The sequence below is a fragment of the Pseudomonas sp. SDO52101_S400 genome (assembly GCF_054071635.1).
On record NZ_JBSVWF010000045.1, the window covers coordinates 17,107 to 33,942 of the forward strand.

Annotated in this window: 13 protein-coding genes; 4 read left to right on the forward strand and 9 right to left on the reverse strand. The window is 61.1% G+C overall.

Annotated features, from left to right (window positions below; all coding sequences use genetic code 11):
- Positions 1–77: 77 nt before the first annotated feature.
- The gene (locus ACW9HX_RS21020; RefSeq protein WP_457382083.1) at positions 78–1,238 is read right to left on the reverse strand and encodes an AAA family ATPase; all 1,161 of its coding nucleotides are present in this window, start codon (positions 1,236–1,238) and stop codon (positions 78–80) included.
- Positions 1,239–1,382: 144 nt separating this feature from the next.
- On the opposite strand from ACW9HX_RS21020, the gene ACW9HX_RS21025 reads away from it, so the two are divergent.
- Genes ACW9HX_RS21025 through ACW9HX_RS21035 form a run of 3 tightly spaced genes read left to right on the forward strand, consistent with a single transcriptional unit; the run spans position 1,383 to position 6,591 of the window.
- The gene (locus ACW9HX_RS21025; RefSeq protein WP_457382084.1) at positions 1,383–2,486 is read left to right on the forward strand and encodes an efflux RND transporter periplasmic adaptor subunit; all 1,104 of its coding nucleotides are present in this window, start codon (positions 1,383–1,385) and stop codon (positions 2,484–2,486) included.
- Positions 2,483–3,547, forward strand: a complete 1,065-nt coding sequence (locus ACW9HX_RS21030; RefSeq protein WP_457382085.1) for an efflux RND transporter periplasmic adaptor subunit — start codon at positions 2,483–2,485, stop codon at positions 3,545–3,547. Before ACW9HX_RS21025 ends, ACW9HX_RS21030 begins: the two co-directional genes overlap by 4 nt.
- Positions 3,544–6,591, forward strand: coding sequence for an efflux RND transporter permease subunit (locus ACW9HX_RS21035; protein WP_457382086.1), 3,048 nt, complete (start codon positions 3,544–3,546; stop codon positions 6,589–6,591). Before ACW9HX_RS21030 ends, ACW9HX_RS21035 begins: the two co-directional genes overlap by 4 nt.
- Before the next feature lie 228 nt (positions 6,592–6,819).
- Here ACW9HX_RS21035 and ACW9HX_RS21040 read toward each other — a convergent pair whose 3' ends face one another.
- Positions 6,820–7,446 (reverse strand): class I SAM-dependent methyltransferase, encoded by a 627-nt coding sequence (locus tag ACW9HX_RS21040; protein ID WP_457382087.1) that lies wholly within the window; start codon positions 7,444–7,446, stop codon positions 6,820–6,822.
- 216 nt (positions 7,447–7,662) lie between these two features.
- Here ACW9HX_RS21040 and ACW9HX_RS21045 point away from each other — a divergent pair, with 216 nt between their 5' ends.
- Positions 7,663–9,072: a hypothetical protein gene (locus ACW9HX_RS21045; RefSeq protein ID WP_457382088.1), complete on the forward strand. Its 1,410-nt coding sequence runs from the start codon at positions 7,663–7,665 to the stop codon at positions 9,070–9,072.
- A gap of 53 nt (positions 9,073–9,125) precedes the next feature.
- Here the strand turns inward: ACW9HX_RS21045 and ACW9HX_RS21050 are convergent, their stop codons facing one another.
- The 7 genes from ACW9HX_RS21050 to ACW9HX_RS21080 form a co-directional block, all read right to left on the reverse strand.
- Positions 9,126–9,770: a methionine ABC transporter permease gene (locus tag ACW9HX_RS21050; RefSeq protein ID WP_457382089.1), complete on the reverse strand. Its 645-nt coding sequence runs from the start codon at positions 9,768–9,770 to the stop codon at positions 9,126–9,128.
- On the reverse strand, positions 9,760–10,881 hold the full coding sequence (locus ACW9HX_RS21055; protein WP_457382090.1) for a methionine ABC transporter ATP-binding protein: 1,122 nt from the start codon (positions 10,879–10,881) through the stop codon (positions 9,760–9,762). The genes ACW9HX_RS21050 and ACW9HX_RS21055 overlap by 11 nt, the downstream gene beginning before the upstream one ends.
- A gap of 2 nt (positions 10,882–10,883) precedes the next feature.
- Complete coding sequence (locus tag ACW9HX_RS21060; protein ID WP_457382091.1) at positions 10,884–11,693, reverse strand: MetQ/NlpA family ABC transporter substrate-binding protein; 810 nt, start codon at positions 11,691–11,693, stop codon at positions 10,884–10,886.
- 13 nt (positions 11,694–11,706) lie between these two features.
- On the reverse strand, positions 11,707–13,071 hold the full coding sequence (locus ACW9HX_RS21065) for an LLM class flavin-dependent oxidoreductase (RefSeq protein WP_457382092.1): 1,365 nt from the start codon (positions 13,069–13,071) through the stop codon (positions 11,707–11,709).
- The gene (locus tag ACW9HX_RS21070) at positions 13,071–14,264 is read right to left on the reverse strand and encodes an SfnB family sulfur acquisition oxidoreductase (protein ID WP_457382093.1); all 1,194 of its coding nucleotides are present in this window, start codon (positions 14,262–14,264) and stop codon (positions 13,071–13,073) included. Before ACW9HX_RS21070 ends, ACW9HX_RS21065 begins: the two co-directional genes overlap by 1 nt.
- A gap of 38 nt (positions 14,265–14,302) precedes the next feature.
- The gene (locus ACW9HX_RS21075; RefSeq protein ID WP_457382094.1) at positions 14,303–15,544 is read right to left on the reverse strand and encodes an SfnB family sulfur acquisition oxidoreductase; all 1,242 of its coding nucleotides are present in this window, start codon (positions 15,542–15,544) and stop codon (positions 14,303–14,305) included.
- Between the two features lie 209 nt (positions 15,545–15,753).
- Entirely contained in the window at positions 15,754–16,518 is a 765-nt protein-coding gene (locus tag ACW9HX_RS21080) for a hypothetical protein (protein ID WP_457382095.1), read from the reverse strand.
- Between the last annotated feature and the right edge of the window lie 318 nt (positions 16,519–16,836).

The window sequence follows — 16,836 nt, forward strand, 5'->3', positions numbered from 1 at the left end:
TAACTCTTGAGCATCCCCCAATCGGTTCCCTCTCCCCTGGGAGAGGGCTAGGGTGAGGGGCTCTTCAACTGGCACACCTAATCCGGCCAATTCCACGCCGGCTCATCCAAAACCCTCTGCCCGATGATCCCCGTCTGGCCGAGGGTTTTTTCCAGCACGATGCAATTGCATTCCTCATCTTCCTGCAACGCCGAAATCAGCCGTCGTGCATGTGAAACCACCCACACCTGACACTCCTGCGACACCCGGATGATCAAACGCGCCAGCGCAGGTAACAGATCCGGATGCAGACTGGTTTCCGGTTCGTTCAGCACCATCAGCGAAGGTGGACGCGGCGTCAGCAGTGCCGCGACCAGCAGCAGATAACGCAGCGTGCCGTCCGACAATTCCGCCGCCGACAATGGTCGCAACAACCCTTCCTGAAAGAACTCGATGGCAAAGCGTCCACCCGCCAGCGGTGCGATGTTCAAGCGTGCGCCGGGAAACGCGTCGCTGATCGCAGCCTGCAGCGCCTCGGGATCACCGATTTCACGGATGGTCTGCAACGCCGCGGCCAGATCCCGGCCGTCGTGATGCAGCACGGGTGTACGCGTGCCCAGTTGCGGCTGGCGCACCGGGGCGTCGGCGTCGCTGCGAAAGTGATCGTAGAAGCGCCAGCGGCGGATGAACTCGCGCATCTGGAACACTTCCGGCGAGGTGCGCAGGCTGCCGACCTGATCGAACAGGCTGTCGAAGTTCGGAGTGTGCTGCGCCAGCACGTCCCAACTGCGACCGTCACGGGTGCGGATCATCGGCCCGTTGCGATCCACCAGCAGACTGGCCGGACGATAAACAGGCCCGGCCCAGATGCATTCCTTTTTGATTTCAGGGTCGAGAGAAAAGAACGATAGGCTCGGCTCGGGCAATCCCAATGCAATCGAATAACTGAAGTCTTCCCCGGCAAATCCCAGTCGCAACCGTTTCACGCCCTGGCGCACCGTCGATTGAATCGGTACTTCGCCGTTGCGCATGCGCCGGCTGATGGTTTCCGGCCCGGCCCAGAAAGTCGAATCCAGCCCGCCTTCACGGGCCAGCGCATTGACCACACCGCCCTGAGCGGTTTCCGCCAGCAGTCGCAGCGCCCGGTAGAGATTGGACTTGCCGCTGCCGTTGGGGCCGGTGATCAGGTTGAGCCGACCCAGCGGAATCACCAATTTATTGATCGAGCGGTAATTGGCTACCGCTAGGGTCTTGAGCATGAAAGTCCTTCCTGGATGCCCTGAAATCCGGGTCAGGATACCCGTTGCACAGAAATGCATATATCGCCCGGACGAAGGTTGAACCCTGTTCTAAGCTCACAGTCGTATCGTCACTTGCACGTTCGTACACAGGAAGGAGTCTGCATGGCGAGTCCCGGATTGAAAACAGCGGCCCTGCTGAGCCTGCTCGCTTTGCTCGCTGCCTGCGGTGAAAAGAAACCGCCTCAGGAATACCTGCCACGGGTCTTTGTGCAAGAGGTCAAACCCGCTGACTTCGCGGCCTCCGTGACCCTCACCGGCGACGTTCAGGCGCGGGTGCAGACCGAGCTTTCGTTCCGGGTCGGCGGCAAGATCATCCAGCGCATGGTCGATGTCGGTGACCGTGTCTCGGCCAAACAAGTGCTGGCCAAACTCGATCCCAAGGATTTGCAGACCAACGTCGACTCCGCTCAGGCCCAGGTCCTGGCCGAGCAGGCGCGGGTCAAGCAGAGCGCCGCTGCATTCGTCCGCCAGCAGAAACTGTTGCCCAAGGGCTACACCAGCCAGAGTGAATACGATTCCGCCCAGGCCGCGTTGCGCAGCAGCCAGAGTGCCTTGAGCGCGGCCCAGGCGCAGTTGGCCAATGCCAAGGATCAACTGAGTTACACCGCGCTGGTTGCCGATGCGCCCGGCATCATCACCGAGCGCCAGGCCGAGGTCGGCCAAGTGGTTCAGGCGACCGCACCGATCTTCACGCTGGCCCGGGACGGCGACCGCGACGCGGTGTTCAACGTTTACGAATCCCTGCTGGCCGAGCGGCCGGCGGAGCGTTCGATCGTCGTCAGCCTGCTCGACAACCCACAGATCAAGACCACCGGCACCGTGCGTGAAATCACCCCGTCGGTGTCGGCGCAGTCCGGCACGGTGCAGGTCAAAGTCACCCTCGACAGCCTGCCGCAAGGCATGCAGCTCGGCTCGGTGGTCAGCGCCACCGCCAAGGGCAGCGGCAAATCGGCGGTGGAGCTGCCATGGTCGGCCCTGACCAAAAACATCAGCGAACCTGCGGTGTGGATGGTGGACGACAAAGGCGAGGCGCAACTGCACAACGTCACCGTTGGCCGTTATCTGACCGGGCACGTGATTATCAGCGCCGGCCTCACGGGCGGCGAGAAAGTGATCATTGCCGGCGGGCAACTGCTGCATCCGGGCATGAAAGTCGAGATCGCCGAGAACACCTACAAGGATCTGCAACCGGGAGCGCAGCCATGAAGCCTTTTTGGGCGATGTCGATCGGGCTGCTGCTGGGTGCCTGTTCCAAGAGTGAGCCACCACCGGAACCGGTACGCCCGGTGCTGTCGATCAAGGTCGAAGCACTGAGTGAGGAAAACCTCGGGCGCTTTGCCGGCAGCATTCAGGCGCGTTACGAGAGCAACACCGGATTCCGTGTCGGCGGGCGCATTGCCAGCCGCAATGTCGATGTCGGCGCCGAAGTGGAGAAGGGCACCTTGCTCGCCACCCTCGACCCGTCCGACCAGCAGAACCAGTTGCGCTCGGCCCAGGGCGACCTGGCGAAAGTCGAAGCACAGCTGATCAACGCCCAGGCCAATGCCCGGCGTCAGCAGGCGTTGTTTGATCGCGGGGTTGGCGCACAGGCGCAACTGGACATCGCCACCACTGATCTGAAAACCACCCAGGCTTCCCTCGATCAGGCGCGGGCGGCGGTCAACCAGAGCAAGGATCAGCTCGGCTACACCGAGCTGCGTTCCGACCACAAAGCGGTGGTCACCGCCTGGAACGCCGAAGCCGGGCAAGTGGTGACGGCCGGCCAGCAAGTGGTGACGCTGGCGCAACCGGACATCAAGGAAGCGGTGATCGATCTGCCGGACACGCTGGTCGACCAGATCCCCAGCGATGTGGTGTTTCTGGTGGCCGGCCAACTCGATCCGAGCATCAATACCACGGCGGTCATCCGTGAAATCGAACCTCAGGCGCAAAGCGCCACCCGTACCCGCCGCGCGCGTTTGACGCTGGCTGCCACGCCACCCGGGTTCCGCCTCGGCACGGCGATCAGCGTGACCCTCAGCTCAGCGATCAAGCCGCGAATCGAATTGCCCGCGACAGCCTTGCAGGAAGCCGACGGCAAAACCCGGATCTGGGTGATCGACCCGCAAAGCAAAACCGTTGCCCCCCGTGACGTCAGCGTGACCAGCCGCACCGACAGCACCGTGGTGCTGGCCGGCGGGGTCAAGTCCGGCGAGCGTGTGGTCAGCGCCGGCGTCAACAGCCTCAAACCCGGACAAGCCGTGAAACTCGACGAGGACAGTCAATGAAAGGGTCTTTCAATCTCTCCGAATGGGCCCTCAAGCATCAGTCATTCGTCTGGTACCTGATGTTCGTCGCACTGCTGATGGGGGTGTTCTCGTACATCAATCTGGGGCGCGAAGAAGACCCGTCGTTCACCATCAAGACTATGGTGATCCAGACCAAGTGGCCGGGTGCGACCCAGGAAGAAACGCTCAAGCAGGTCACTGACCGCATCGAGAAAAAACTCGAAGAACTCGATTCCCTCGACTATGTGAAAAGCTACACGCGCCCCGGCGAATCGACGGTGTACGTGTACCTGCGCGACACCACCAGCGCCAAGGACATCCCGGAAATCTGGTATCAGGTGCGCAAGAAAATCAACGACATTCGCGGCCAGTTTCCCCAGGGGATTCAGGGGCCGGGATTCAACGACGAGTTCGGTGATGTGTTCGGCTCGGTCTATGCGTTCACGGCTGATGGCCTGACGATGCGGCAACTGCGCGACTATGTGGAGCAGGCTCGGGCCGAGATCCGCAATGTGCCGGGGCTGGGCAAGATCGAGATGGTCGGTCAGCAGGACGAAGTGATCTATCTGAACTTCTCGACCCGCAAACTGGCGGCGCTGGGCATCGACCAGCGTCAGGTGGTGCAAAGCCTGCAATCGCAGAACGCGGTGACGCCGGCCGGGGTCATTGAGGCCGGGCCGGAGCGAATTTCGGTGCGTACCTCGGGTCAGTTCTCCTCGGAGAAGGATCTGGCCGAGGTCAACCTCAAGCTCAATGATCGTTTCTATCGTCTGGCCGATATCGCTGAAATCAGCCGGGGTTACGTCGATCCGGCGACCCCGGAATTCCGCTTCGACGGCAAACCGGCCATCGGCCTGGCAATCGCCATGCAGAAGGGCGGCAACGTTCAGGCATTCGGCAAAGCTTTGCACGCGCGCATCGATCAACTCACCGCCGATTTGCCGGTGGGCGTCGGCGTGCATACCGTTTCCGATCAGGCTGTTGTGGTGGAGGAGGCCGTTGGCGGTTTCACCAGTGCGCTGTTCGAAGCGGTGGTCATCGTGCTGGTGGTGAGTTTCATCAGCCTCGGCGTCCGGGCCGGCCTGGTGGTGGCGTGCTCGATCCCGCTGGTGCTGGCGATGGTGTTTGTGTTCATGGAGTACAGCGGCATCACCATGCAGCGGATTTCCCTCGGTGCGCTGATCATTGCCCTGGGCCTGCTGGTGGATGACGCGATGATCACCGTGGAGATGATGGTCACGCGCCTGGAGATGGGCGAGACCAAGGAGCAGGCGGCGACTTTCGCCTATACCTCCACGGCGTTCCCGATGCTAACCGGTACGCTGGTGACCGTGGCCGGTTTCGTGCCGATCGGTCTGAACGCCAGTTCGGCGGGTGAGTACACCTTTACCTTGTTTGCGGTGATCGCGGTGGCGATGCTGGTGTCGTGGATTGTCGCGGTGCTTTTCGCCCCGGTGATCGGCGTGCACATTCTTAGCACTAATGTGAAACCTCACGAAGCCGAACCGGGGCGCATCGGGCGGGCCTTCAATCATGGTTTGTTGTGGTCGATGCGCAACCGCTGGTGGTGCATTGGCATCACCGTGCTGTGCTTCGTGCTGGCGGTATTTTGCATGCGCTTTGTGCAGAACCAGTTCTTCCCGTCTTCAGATCGCCCGGAAATTCTGGTCGACCTGAACCTGCCGCAAAACGCTTCGATCGATGAAACCCGCAAGGCCGTCGACAAGCTCGAAGCCTCGCTCAAGGGCGACCCGGACATCGTGCGCTGGAGTACTTACATCGGTCAGGGTGCGATCCGTTTCTACCTGCCGCTGGACCAGCAACTGCAGAACCCGTACTACGCGCAACTGGTGATAGTCAGCAAAGACTTCAAGGCCCGCGAAGCCTTGAGCCAGCGCCTGCGTGATCGCCTGCGCAAGGATTTCGTCGGCATCGGCAGCTACGTGCAGGCCCTGGAAATGGGTCCGCCTGTGGGGCGTCCGATCCAGTACCGGGTCAGCGGCAAGGACATCGACCAGGTGCGCAAGCACGCCATCGACCTCGCCACCGAACTGGACAAGAGCCCGCACATCGGCGAGATCATTTACGACTGGAACGAGCCCGGCAAAGTCCTGCGCATCGACATCGCCCAGGACAAGGCGCGTCAGCTCGGATTGTCATCGGAGGACGTGGCCAACCTGATGAACAGCATTGTCAGTGGCTCGCCGCTGACCCAGGTCGACGACGATATCTACCTGATCAACGTGGTCGGGCGGGCGGTGGATTCCGAACGCGGTACGCCGGAAACCCTGCAGAACCTGCAGATCGTCACGCCCAGCGGCACGTCGATTCCGCTGTTGGCCTTCGCCACGGTGCGTTATGAACTGGAGCAGCCGCTGGTCTGGCGTCGCGACCGCTTGCCGACCATCACCATCAAGGCCTCGGTACGCGACGAAATCCAGCCGACTGATCTGGTCAAAGTCCTCAAGCCGACCATCGATGCCTTCGCCGCCAAACTGCCGGTGGGCTACAAGGTCGCTACCGGCGGTACGGTCGAGGAAAGCGGCAAGGCCCAGGGGCCGATTGCCAAGGTGTTGCCGCTGATGCTGTTCCTGATGGCGACCTTCCTGATGATCCAGCTGCACAGCGTGCAGAAGCTGTTTCTGGTGGCCAGTGTCGCGCCGCTCGGGCTGATCGGCGTGGTGCTGGCGCTGGTGCCGACCGGTACGCCGATGGGCTTCGTGGCGATCCTGGGGATTCTGGCGCTGATCGGCATCATCATCCGCAACTCGGTGATCCTCGTGACGCAGATCGAAGAATACGAGCAAAAAGGCTACGCGCCCTGGGATGCGGTGGTGGAAGCGACCGAGCACCGGCGCCGGCCGATACTGCTGACGGCGGCAGCGGCGAGCATGGGCATGATCCCGATCGCCCGGGAAGTGTTCTGGGGGCCGATGGCCTACGCGATGATCGGCGGGATTGTGATCGCGACGTTGCTGACGCTGCTGTTTCTGCCGGCGCTGTATGTGGCCTGGTACAAGATTCGCGAACCGAAGAAAAATTAGATCAAAAGCTTCCCTCACCCTAACCCTCCCGAAATGTCGGACCGCCCGGAGGGAGAGGGGACCGAATGGGGGATGCTCATGTGATACATCGACCTGACCTTGATGTGCCGAATCCATAATCGACACCGCACTTTCAGGTCGATGTATTGCGCAAGACATCTCGGTCGGCTCCCTCTCCCTCCGGGAGAGGGTTGGGGTGAGGGGCGGAGTCGCTGAAACACGTCAGTCTCATATTTTGCGCCAGACACTCGCCAGCCACGGCTGCTGCTCCCGCGGCAGCCCCGCCGGCCGGTAGTAATGCTCAAGTTCCACGAATCCAGCGGCAGTCAGCAACCCGCGCCAGGCTTCCAGATCGTGGTACGAGCCATAACGCGGCCCGTTCCACCCTTCACGGTCATCCCCACGCGGATTGGAGCTGAACAGCACGCCGTCCGGTTTCAATGCCCCGTGCAGTTGCTTCAAGACCCGTGGCAACTCCTGCAACGGCACATGAAACAGCACCGCATTGGCGAAGATGCCGTCGAAGCGTTCCGCCGGCAGATCCAGCTTCAGGAAATCCTGACACCACACTTCACAGCCACTGTCTTCCCGAGCCATCCGAGCGAATTTTTCCGCGCCGTCGAGGCCGACGGCGACGTGACCCAGACGGGTGAATGTCTGCAAATCCCGCCCCGGACCGCAGCCGAAATCGAGGATGAAAAACGGCGCCTCAGCGTGAATGTGCCGCAGCAGGGCATCGATGTTCTGGCTGACATCGTGATCGCGGGTGCCTTCACGAAAATCCTCGGCTACCGAGTTGTAGTGGCCGAGGGTAGTGGCGGTGATCTGCTCAAGGTCGACAGGAGTCTGTTTCATGTTCGGGCTGCGATGGCAATCGGGTTATCGGAATATACGCCATGCGGGACAGGCCTGGGATGCCAGGATCCGCGATCAGGTCTGGGCAGGTGTCATAACTATTTACCGCACGGCGTGTTCGGGCAGCGGTTGAAATAGCGCTAAAGCGATAGACGGCTGTCGCGTTGTCCGCCCGTTTCCAATCGGGAGGGACTCACTTGAAAAACAGGATTCCCCATGGTCACTGGTCGCAAACCCACCGTCACTTCACCGCCCGTTCGCCCAGCGGCGGGCTCAATCCCGAGCCGCGTGCGACCCGGCAGTCCACGCGTGATCGACGAGCCTGCCTTGAAGATTTCGCGGCCTGCATCACCATTCGCCGACAGCCAGCCCGGACTCCCGGTCACTCCAGATGCCATCACGATCAGCCAGTTGCCGCTCGCCGAAAGTGCTTCCATTCGTTCGGTGCTGCTGTCGCTGAAAAATTATTGCCTGAGCCTTTCGGCCCGTTTGCCGGAGGCCGATGTAGAAGGTATCAGGCATTTCAAGGGTCGCCAGTTCGTCGATATCGCTCCGGGCGAAATCGTGCAGGTTCAGCGGGATACCGCAACGGGCGAATACCGGGCGATGCTACCGTCCGAACGGCTTGCTTCAGGACCGACGCTGGTCCTTGATCGGTGGACGATGATCTGGAAGGCCGAGCCAGTATCGATCCTGTCCGGCATCAGTAGCGTCATGAACATCCGAGCGGATTACGACGCTGTCGACGTGAGGCATTCAGCCTCCCCGGACTCAGCGGGGAGGTTCTATGAAGGTCGTGATGACAGGTTCGAGCGGCGGGTCTCCAAAGCCGTGACCATTGTTGCGCGCGGTCTGGGACAGTTTTCCTCACAGCATTCAGCCATTCTGCGCTCGGAGCTGAGAGCGACGCAGCGGATATTCTCCGATGCAAAGGATTGCGTCACGGCGAACTATGTCGAGGCCGCAGGAATACTCCAGAGGTATTTCGGCCAGCATTATGAACTCGTTAGGGAGCGGTTCGCCGATTGCCTGTCGCGGGGCGAAGCGCTGTCAAAGGAGTATCAGGGGCCGTGGGGCCTGGACAAGTTCGTGGCCGTGGAGTCGGACCCGGATCGCAGTGCGTGGATGTACTCGCTCGATTTCCATGGCCGGTTTTTCATCAGCCTGAATTACCTGGAAGCGGGGGACTATGCTTCCGTTCTGGGGCATGAAATGTTGCACACGAACAGGATCAACCGGTTCGTCAGCGTCGGGCCCGGTGCGCTGGATTTCTTTTATCTGGATGCCCAATGGGGAAAAACCCTGGATCGCCCCGTGCCTGTTTACGATATCGCCGAGCAAGGTATTTCCGAAGTCATCATGCAGGGCGGTTTGACCGTGGCGTATCTGGACGGCTTTACAACTGACCATGAGAGTTTCATTGCCGGAGTCGCAAACCTTTTGGGACGGTCGGACACGCTGGACATTCAGATGGCTGTGGATCTGTTCAATGCCAACCCGGCGGTACGGTCTCAAATGGCTTCGAATAATGCCGACAGCATCATTTATGCTGCGAAAAGCCTGCAGGCACTGCATCTGGCGCGAACGGCCGACAGCCAATTGATGAACAGTCTGTTACTGAACTGACCCATTGGCCTGGCCACGCCAGACAACGGGCCGCCCGGCGTTTGTGTGATGGCTCAGCGCTTGTTCAACCCCCGCGCCAGACGGTCGCCGCCCAGTTGAATCAGCGCCACCAGCGCCACCAGCAGCACGATTACGGTCAGCATGATCTGGCTGTCGAAGCGCTGATAGCCGTAGCGATAAGCGATGTCACCCAGGCCGCCGGCGCCAATCGCCCCGGCCATGGCCGACGAGTTGATCATCGTCACCAGGGTGATGGTGAAACCGCCGACAATCCCCGGCAATGCCTCGGGCAACAACACATGCCAGATGATGTGCCAGCGCCGGCAGCCCATGGCTTGCGCGGCTTCGATCAAACCGTGGTCGACTTCGCGCAGGCTCACTTCGGCAATCCGCGCAAAGAACGGCGTGGCCGCAATGGTCAGCGGCACAACGGCCGCCCACACGCCGTAGGTGGTGCCGACGATCAAGCGGGTGAACGGAATCAGTGCCACCATCAAAATCAGGAACGGAATCGAACGGAACAGATTCACGAACGCACCCAACGCTCGATTTAGAACCGGCGCTTCGTAGATGCCGCCCTTGTCACTGGTGACCAGAATCACCGCCATCGGAATCCCCGCCAGCAGCGCGATCAACGATGACACGCCAACCATCAGAAACGTGTCGATGAAACCCTGCAGCAAGCGATCAAACCACATAACCCAGCACCTCCGTGCGTTGTGCCCACTGGCCGGCACGCTGACGCAATTGCTCGGCGTTCAGCTTTGATCCTGCGACTGCCAGCAGTAGTTGCCCCAGAGCATGCCCCTGAATCCGTTCCACGCCGCCCTGGAGCAATTTCACCCGGCCACCGAGCGCGGCGAACAGCGCGGCCAGATCCGGTTCATCCTGCTGGCTGCCGGTGAACTGCAAACGCAGCACCACGGCGGCATCGGGCGACGGTTGCGCCTGCAAACGGTTTTGCAATTCTTCGGGCAAGGCGTGTTGCAGCGGTGCGAGCAAGGTCTGGCTGACCTCGTGCAGTGGGTTGCCGAACACTTCCCAGACCGGACCTTGCTCGACGACGCGGCCGTGTTCCAGCACGACGACGCGGTCGCAGATTTCCCGGATCACGGCCATCTCGTGAGTGATCAGCACGATGGTCAAACCAAGGCGTTTGTTGATCTCGCGCAGCAGGCCAAGGATCGACTGGGTGGTTTCGGGATCGAGGGCCGAAGTGGCTTCGTCACACAGCAGAATGTCCGGGTCATGGACCAGTGCGCGGGCAATGCCGACGCGCTGTTTCTGCCCGCCGGAAAGCTGCGCCGGATACGCCTTGTGCTTGGCTTGCAGGCCCACCAGTTCCAGCAGTTCGCGAACCTTTTGCTCCCGTTTCTCCTTCGGAACGCCAGCGACTTTCAGCGGCAGTTCGACGTTCTGCCACACCGTTTTCGCCGACATCAGGTTGAAGTGCTGGAAGATCATGCCGATCCGCCGGCGCAGGGCGACGAGGCGATCCTCGTCGTACTCGCCGATGTCCACCTGATCGATCAGCACCCGGCCCGAGGTCGGTTGTTCGAGACGGTTGATGGTGCGGATCAGCGACGACTTGCCGGCGCCGCTGCGACCGATGATGCCGAACACTTCACCGCGCTGGATCGCCAGATCGATGCCTTGCAGGGCGGCGACCGGGCCTTGTTTGCCGTCGTAGGTTTTACCGAGCCCGACGAAACGCACGTGGGCGCGGTTCAGCTCGGGATGCAGCTCGGTGCGCTGTGCCAGCGCGGGTGGCTCCGGAAGATCCAGTCGCCGTTGGATGGCCGCGGTCATCCTCAGCTTTCCCAACCGGCCTGGTACAGCTTGCCGTGGGCCTTATCCAGCGCGGCGCGTACGGCCGGCGAATGCTGGTAGATGTCGACGAACTTGATCAGGCGCGGGTCGGTCTTGCTCTTTGGCTGGATCACGAACTGGATCACGTATTCCTTGTGGTCGAGGCCGTCGAACAGCAGCGCTGAGCCGGCATCGAAGGTCTTCGCCAGACGAATGTAGGCCGGGTAGCCCTGAACCAGGTCGGCGTCATCGTAGGCGCGTACCAGTTGCACGGCTTCGACCTGGAGGATCTTGATCTTCTTCGGGTTGGCGACGATATCGTCTTCGGTGGCTTTGTAGCCGACGCCCGGTTTCAGAGTGATCAACCCGGCCTTGGCCAACAGTTGCAGACCGCGACCGCTGTTTATCGGGTCGTTGGCGATGGCGACGCTGGCGCCCTCAGGCAGCTCATCGAAGCTTTTGTATTTCTTCGAGTACAGGCCGACGTTGTTGATGATCCCCGGGGCGAACGGCACCAGATCGAAACCGGAGGCAGCCTTGGCGTTTTCCAGGAACGGGATGTGCTGGAAGTAGTTCACGTCGATGTCGCCAGCGGCGAGGCTGACGTTCGGCGCGATCCAGTCGGTGAATTCCACCAGCTCGACTTTCAGACCCTGTTTGCCGGCCTCTTCAACGGCGGCTTCCAGCGGAATCGCGAAGGCGGCGGTGGTGCCGATTTTCAACGGGGCATCGGCGGCGAAAACGGCCGAGCTGAACAGGCCGAAGGCCAGGGCCAGTGCTTTGACTGGGTGGGACAGGATCTTCTTGGTCATGGTGGTTTTCCAGTCAGTGCGAGGAGGTGTGTCGGTAGTGGGCGCCAGTGTGTTGCTGCGGCAAATGCGCATCGCCGTGAAACAGTTTTTCCCGCAGGCTGCCGTTGTCGTACGCAGTCTTGTACGAGCCGCGCCGTTGCAGTTCCGGAATCACCAGGTCGATGAAATCCACATAGCTTTCCGGGGTGACGATGCGGGTCAGGTTGAAGCCGTCGAGACCGGTTTCGGCGATCCACGATTCCAGTTCATCCGCCACTTGCTGCGGCGAGCCGACCACGGTGATGTAGCGCCCGCCCAGAGCGTGCTGGTCGAGCAGTTTGCGCCGGGTCCAGTCGTTGTTCTGCAGATTCTTGGTGGCGGACTGGATCGCGTTGCTCTTCACGTACTGGATCGGTTCATCGATTTCGTACTGGGAAAAATCGATACCGGTGGACGCCGAGAAATGCGCCACGCCCGCTTCGGCGCTGGCGTAGCTCAGGTATTCGGCGTGCTTGGCCCAGGCCGCTTCCTCGGTCTCGCCGACGATCACGTTCAGGCCCATGAACACCTTGATGTCCTCGGGCTTGCGACCCGCTTCGGCGGCGCTGGTGCGGACCTTGTCCACTTGCACCTTGGTCGACGGCTTGTTCTGGCCGCTGATGAATACGCACTCGGCATGACGCCCGGCGAACAGCAGACCGCGATCGGAGCTGCCAGCCTGGAACAGCACCGGCGTGCGCTGTGGTGACGGCTCGCACAGGTGATAACCCTCGACCTGATAGAACTCGCCCTTGTGCTCGACCTTGTGCACCTTGTCTGGCTGCGCATAGATCCGCTGCAGCGGATCGTTGAGCACCGCACCGTTTTCCCAGCTGCCTTCCCAGAGTTTGTAGAGCACTTCGAGGTACTCGTCGGCCTGGTCGTAACGTCGGTCGTGCTCGACCTGTTCGCTCAGGCCCATGGCCTTGGCGGCGCTGTCCAGATAACCGGTGACGATGTTCCAGCCCACCCGCCCACGGCTCAGGTGATCGAGGGTCGACATGCGTCGGGCGAACAGATACGGCGGCTCGTAGGTCAGGTTGGCGGTCAGGCCGAAACCCAGATTTTTCGTCACGGCAGACATGGCCGACACCAGCAACAGCGGGTCGTTGACCGGCAGCTGGATCGACTCTTTCAGGGTGACGTCCACCGAGTTCTGGTAGACGTCGTACACGCCGACGATGTCGGCGATGAACAGTCCGTCGAACAGCCCACGCTCCAGCAGTTGCGCCAGTTCGGTCCAGTATTCGAGGGTCTTGTATCGGGTCGAGGTGTCGCGTGGATGGGTCCACAAACCGTGATTGATGTGGCCGATGCAGTTCATGTTGAACGCATTGAGCAGGATTTTTTTCTTGCTCATCAGATGGTCCCTCGCAGCGGAGGGTTTTCATCGTTGAGGTAGTAATTGCCCACAGCGTGATACTTCCAGCGCACCGGGTCGTGCAGGGTGTGAACCCGGGCATTGCGCCAGTGGCGGTCGAGGCCGTGCTCGCTCAGGGTGGCCTGGCTGCCGGCCAGTTCGAACAGTGTGCTGCCGGCGGCCAGGGAGATTTCGGTGCTGATCGCCCGTGCTTCGGCGACGGCAATCGAGGCCGCTGCAACCGTCTCGGCGTTAGTCTCGGCCTGGGCCGCATCGAGGAATTCGCCGGCACGTTCGAGCAAGGCTTCGGTGGCGTGCAGGCGAATGCTCAGGTGGCCGAAACTCTTGAGGGTCAGCGGATCTTCGGTGGCCTTGTCGTTGCCTGAATCAATCCATGGCCGGGTCTTGCTGCGCACGAAGTGCAACGCATCTTCGTAGGCGGCGCGGGCGATGCCGGTGTCGATGGCGGCGTGAAGAATCTGCGCCAGCGGGCCGACGGTGGTCGGACGTTCGAAAGCGCTCTGAAACGGAATGACGTCTTCAGCGGCGACATACACGTCTTCGAACACCACCGAACCGCTGCCGGTAGTGCGCTGGCCGAAGCCGCTCCAGTCGTCGATTACGTTTAGGCCCTTGCTGTCGCGGGGGACGAAGGCCAGTTGCTGCACGCCGTTTTCATCGACTACGGACGTTGGAATCCGTTGGGCGTAGATAGCACCGGTCGCATAGAACTTGCGGCCGTTGATGCGATAGCCGCTGCCGTCGCGTTCGAGGCTGGTGACACGGTCATGGGCGGTCCTGGTGCCCAGTTCCGCCAGGGCGTTGCCGAAGCGCTGACCGGCGAGGACTTCGGCGTATAGCCGTTGTTTCTGCTCGTGGCTGCCGTTCACCCGGAGCACTTCGAGGGCATAGAAATGGTTCTGTGGAATCTGCCCGAGCGAGCCATCGGCCCGGGCGATCAGGGCGATGACTTTGGCCAGGGTCACGTTGGACACGCCGGCACCGCCGTACTCCTTGGGCACGCTGATGCCCCACAGACCGGAGCGGGAAAACACGTCGAGTTCCGGCAGCGGCAGGCGGCGTTCGCGGTCGCGCAGGTTGCTGTCGCGCTGGAAGTCTTCGGCCAGGTCGCTGGCGACGATCAGGGCTTGCTCGTCGCTGGTGATGACCGCGACAGGATGGGAAAGAGTCATGTGTTTCTCCAGAGATCTGGTCAAAAGTGTTCTGGTCGTCAGATCCAGGAATGGCGAGCCGGAAGTTTTCCGTTCAGGCGGTAGGCGCCGACCGCGTGGTACTTCCAGCGCACCGGGTCGTGCAGCGTGTGCACCCGGGCGTTGCGCCAGTGACGGTCGAGATTGAATTCGGCGAGGGTGGCGCGGCTGCCGGCCAGTTCGAAGAGCTTTTCGCTGGCCAGCAGCGAGATCTCGGTGGTCAGCACCTTGGCTTCGGCCACGGCTATCGACGCGCGGGCAGCGGACTCGGCGGTGAGTGGCGCGGCGTGCACCTGATCCAGCACTTGCCCGGCCTTGCGCAGCAGCGCTTCGGCGGCGTGCAGTTCGATTTTCAGCTTGCCGATGTCGGCGATGACGTAGAGGTCATCACTGGCCCGCTCGACGTTGGCGTCGATCCACGGCCGGGCGCGGGTCTTGACGAATTCGATGGCGTCATCGATGGCGCCACGGGCGATGCCGGCGTCGATCGCCGCTTGAATCAGCTGTGACACCGCGCCCTGGGTATTGGGCTTTTCGTTGATCTTCCAGTTGTCCACCACAAGACCGGCGTCGACCCGCACGTTGTGCAGCAGGATCGTGCCGCTGGCGGTGGTGCGCTGGCCGAAACCCGACCAGTCATCGACGATGCGCAGGCCTGGCGTGCCACGACGGACGAAGGCCAAGACTTGCCTGCCGTCATCGTTGAGTGCCTTGACCGCCACCCAGTGGGCGAAGAGGGCGCCGGTGGAATAGAACTTCTGGCCGTTGATCACGTAGTCATCGCCATCGGCGGTGATGCGCGCTTTCAGCTCCAGAGTGTCCTTGGTGCCGCGCTCAGGCCCGGCGTTACCGATGCGCCAGCCTTCGAGCACGCTCTGCAACAGCTGCTTTTTCTGCTCTTCGGTGGCGCTGCCGAGGATCAGGTTGATGATGCCGAACTGGTTCTGCGGGATTTGCCCCAGCGCCGGGTCGGCCGCGGAAATGATCGCGAACACTTCGGCCAGAGTGACGAAGGAAACCTGCGGCCCGCCGTACTCGCGCGGGATGGCGATGCTGCCCAAACCGCTGCGGGTGAACTGTTCGATTTCCGACCACGGGAGCTTGCGCTGGCGGTCGCGTTTGGCAGCCTGCACGCGGGCTACTTGCGCCAGCTCGTGGGCGGCCTTGATGGCTTGAGCGTCGTTGCGCAGCACTTGTGCAGGCAACAACAACGGGGCGATGTCCAGGTCACTCTGGACGTTTGCGTCTGCCAGACTGGACATCAGTGCCGCTCCTTGGCTGCACGCAATGCCCTGGCGATTTGCACTGGGGTGATTGTGTTCCGGACCATGCTACCTACCTCACATCTCATGAAAAACGCCGCAAAAGCGCGGCGAACGAAAGAATGTCCGGTGGTCCGGTTCATATACCCTAAGCGTGTATAAAAATTAAATAAACTAACTTTTAGGAATATGTATAGAAGATCAAAAGCTCACTTGGCTTTACGCTTCGCGGCCATGGGAATCTGCTTCAAGGGCACTTTCAGATAAGGATTCACGCTACCGATTTTCAGCGTCCGTGACGGCGCCCAGCGCGAGTTGTTGCCGACCCGGTCGATGATGCAATAGGTCACATCCAGCCGCAGGTCTTCGCCGGCTTCGACGATGATTGCCGGAGGCACCCAGACCTGAATGCCGTGGCCGACATCGGCCTGAGCGACACGAGGCAGATCCATCCGTACGTCGCCCCAGCGCAGGGTGATTTCGTCACCTTCGGCCATGTTCAGGTAAGGCTCGATGGTCAGAGGCACGCCGCGCTTGATCTGGTTCGGGTTGACCCCGCGTCGGCGAATGACCTCGGGAAGGCTGATCGGCAGCAGGTACTGGTTCTCCTCCCCACAGCCTGCCGTAAATTGCCCGCCCGGGCAGTCGAGCTTGACCTGGAACTGCGCGCTCGCCGACAGCGCCGGGTTTCTTCCGACCTGCATCACCCGGTAATGCACATGCGGCAAACCGCTGATGATGAAACTTTCCGGTACTCGCAGGCTGACCGTGTTTCCGACATCCCCGGCCTCCAACACGCGGGAAGCAACGTAGTAGCCATCCCAGAACAGCTCGATCAGGTCGCCGTTGTCCATGCCGTGCCAAGGCCCGATATCGACCGACAGGTCCGTGGCCGCCATAAGGTTGATACCGGAGCCGTGAGCTTTTTCCAGGGTCGGTGGTGCCAGTAGCGGGGTGTTTGAAATGCAGGTCATCGGTTTCTCTCCTTGAAGCCTTGCAGCGAAGTCCGTTATTGAAAGAACGAATGGCGTGAATTAACCGGCAATAAAACTTCGGAGTTTCGTACAGGTTTTAAAGTGTCTTGTTGAACTAGCGTGCGCCGGTTGGTGACTAGATAAGAGTTCGCCGGAAGAGGTGTCAAGCAAGTGGATTAGTTAATCCGTGAATTACCGATTAATCAGAAGTTTCCTACATCGAAGGGACCGTTGGCCTAGGTTGCGCAGGGAAAAAAGCCACGGATTGCTGCGGTTTTTAGCTTGTTTCGCTGTGTGTTCTATCGAAGCGAACAATCA

Bases quoted from the DNA above. Each gene is read 5' to 3' on its own strand.
- ACW9HX_RS21035 (WP_457382086.1), top strand. From the start codon at position 3,544: ATGAAAGGGTCTTTCAATCTCTCCGAATGGGCCCTCAAGCATCAGTCA.
- ACW9HX_RS21045 (WP_457382088.1), top strand. From the start codon at position 7,663: ATGGTCACTGGTCGCAAACCCACCGTCACTTCACCGCCCGTTCGCCCA.
- ACW9HX_RS21055 (WP_457382090.1), bottom strand. From the start codon at position 10,881: ATGACCGCGGCCATCCAACGGCGACTGGATCTTCCGGAGCCACCCGCG.
- ACW9HX_RS21040 (WP_457382087.1), bottom strand. From the start codon at position 7,446: ATGAAACAGACTCCTGTCGACCTTGAGCAGATCACCGCCACTACCCTC.
- ACW9HX_RS21075 (WP_457382094.1), bottom strand. From the start codon at position 15,544: ATGTCCAGTCTGGCAGACGCAAACGTCCAGAGTGACCTGGACATCGCC.
- ACW9HX_RS21065 (WP_457382092.1), bottom strand. From the start codon at position 13,071: ATGAGCAAGAAAAAAATCCTGCTCAATGCGTTCAACATGAACTGCATC.
- ACW9HX_RS21070 (WP_457382093.1), bottom strand. From the start codon at position 14,264: ATGACTCTTTCCCATCCTGTCGCGGTCATCACCAGCGACGAGCAAGCC.
- ACW9HX_RS21025 (WP_457382084.1), top strand. From the start codon at position 1,383: ATGGCGAGTCCCGGATTGAAAACAGCGGCCCTGCTGAGCCTGCTCGCT.
- ACW9HX_RS21020 (WP_457382083.1), bottom strand. From the start codon at position 1,238: ATGCTCAAGACCCTAGCGGTAGCCAATTACCGCTCGATCAATAAATTG.
- ACW9HX_RS21030 (WP_457382085.1), top strand. From the start codon at position 2,483: ATGAAGCCTTTTTGGGCGATGTCGATCGGGCTGCTGCTGGGTGCCTGT.
- ACW9HX_RS21050 (WP_457382089.1), bottom strand. From the start codon at position 9,770: ATGTGGTTTGATCGCTTGCTGCAGGGTTTCATCGACACGTTTCTGATG.
- ACW9HX_RS21060 (WP_457382091.1), bottom strand. From the start codon at position 11,693: ATGACCAAGAAGATCCTGTCCCACCCAGTCAAAGCACTGGCCCTGGCC.
- ACW9HX_RS21080 (WP_457382095.1), bottom strand. From the start codon at position 16,518: ATGACCTGCATTTCAAACACCCCGCTACTGGCACCACCGACCCTGGAA.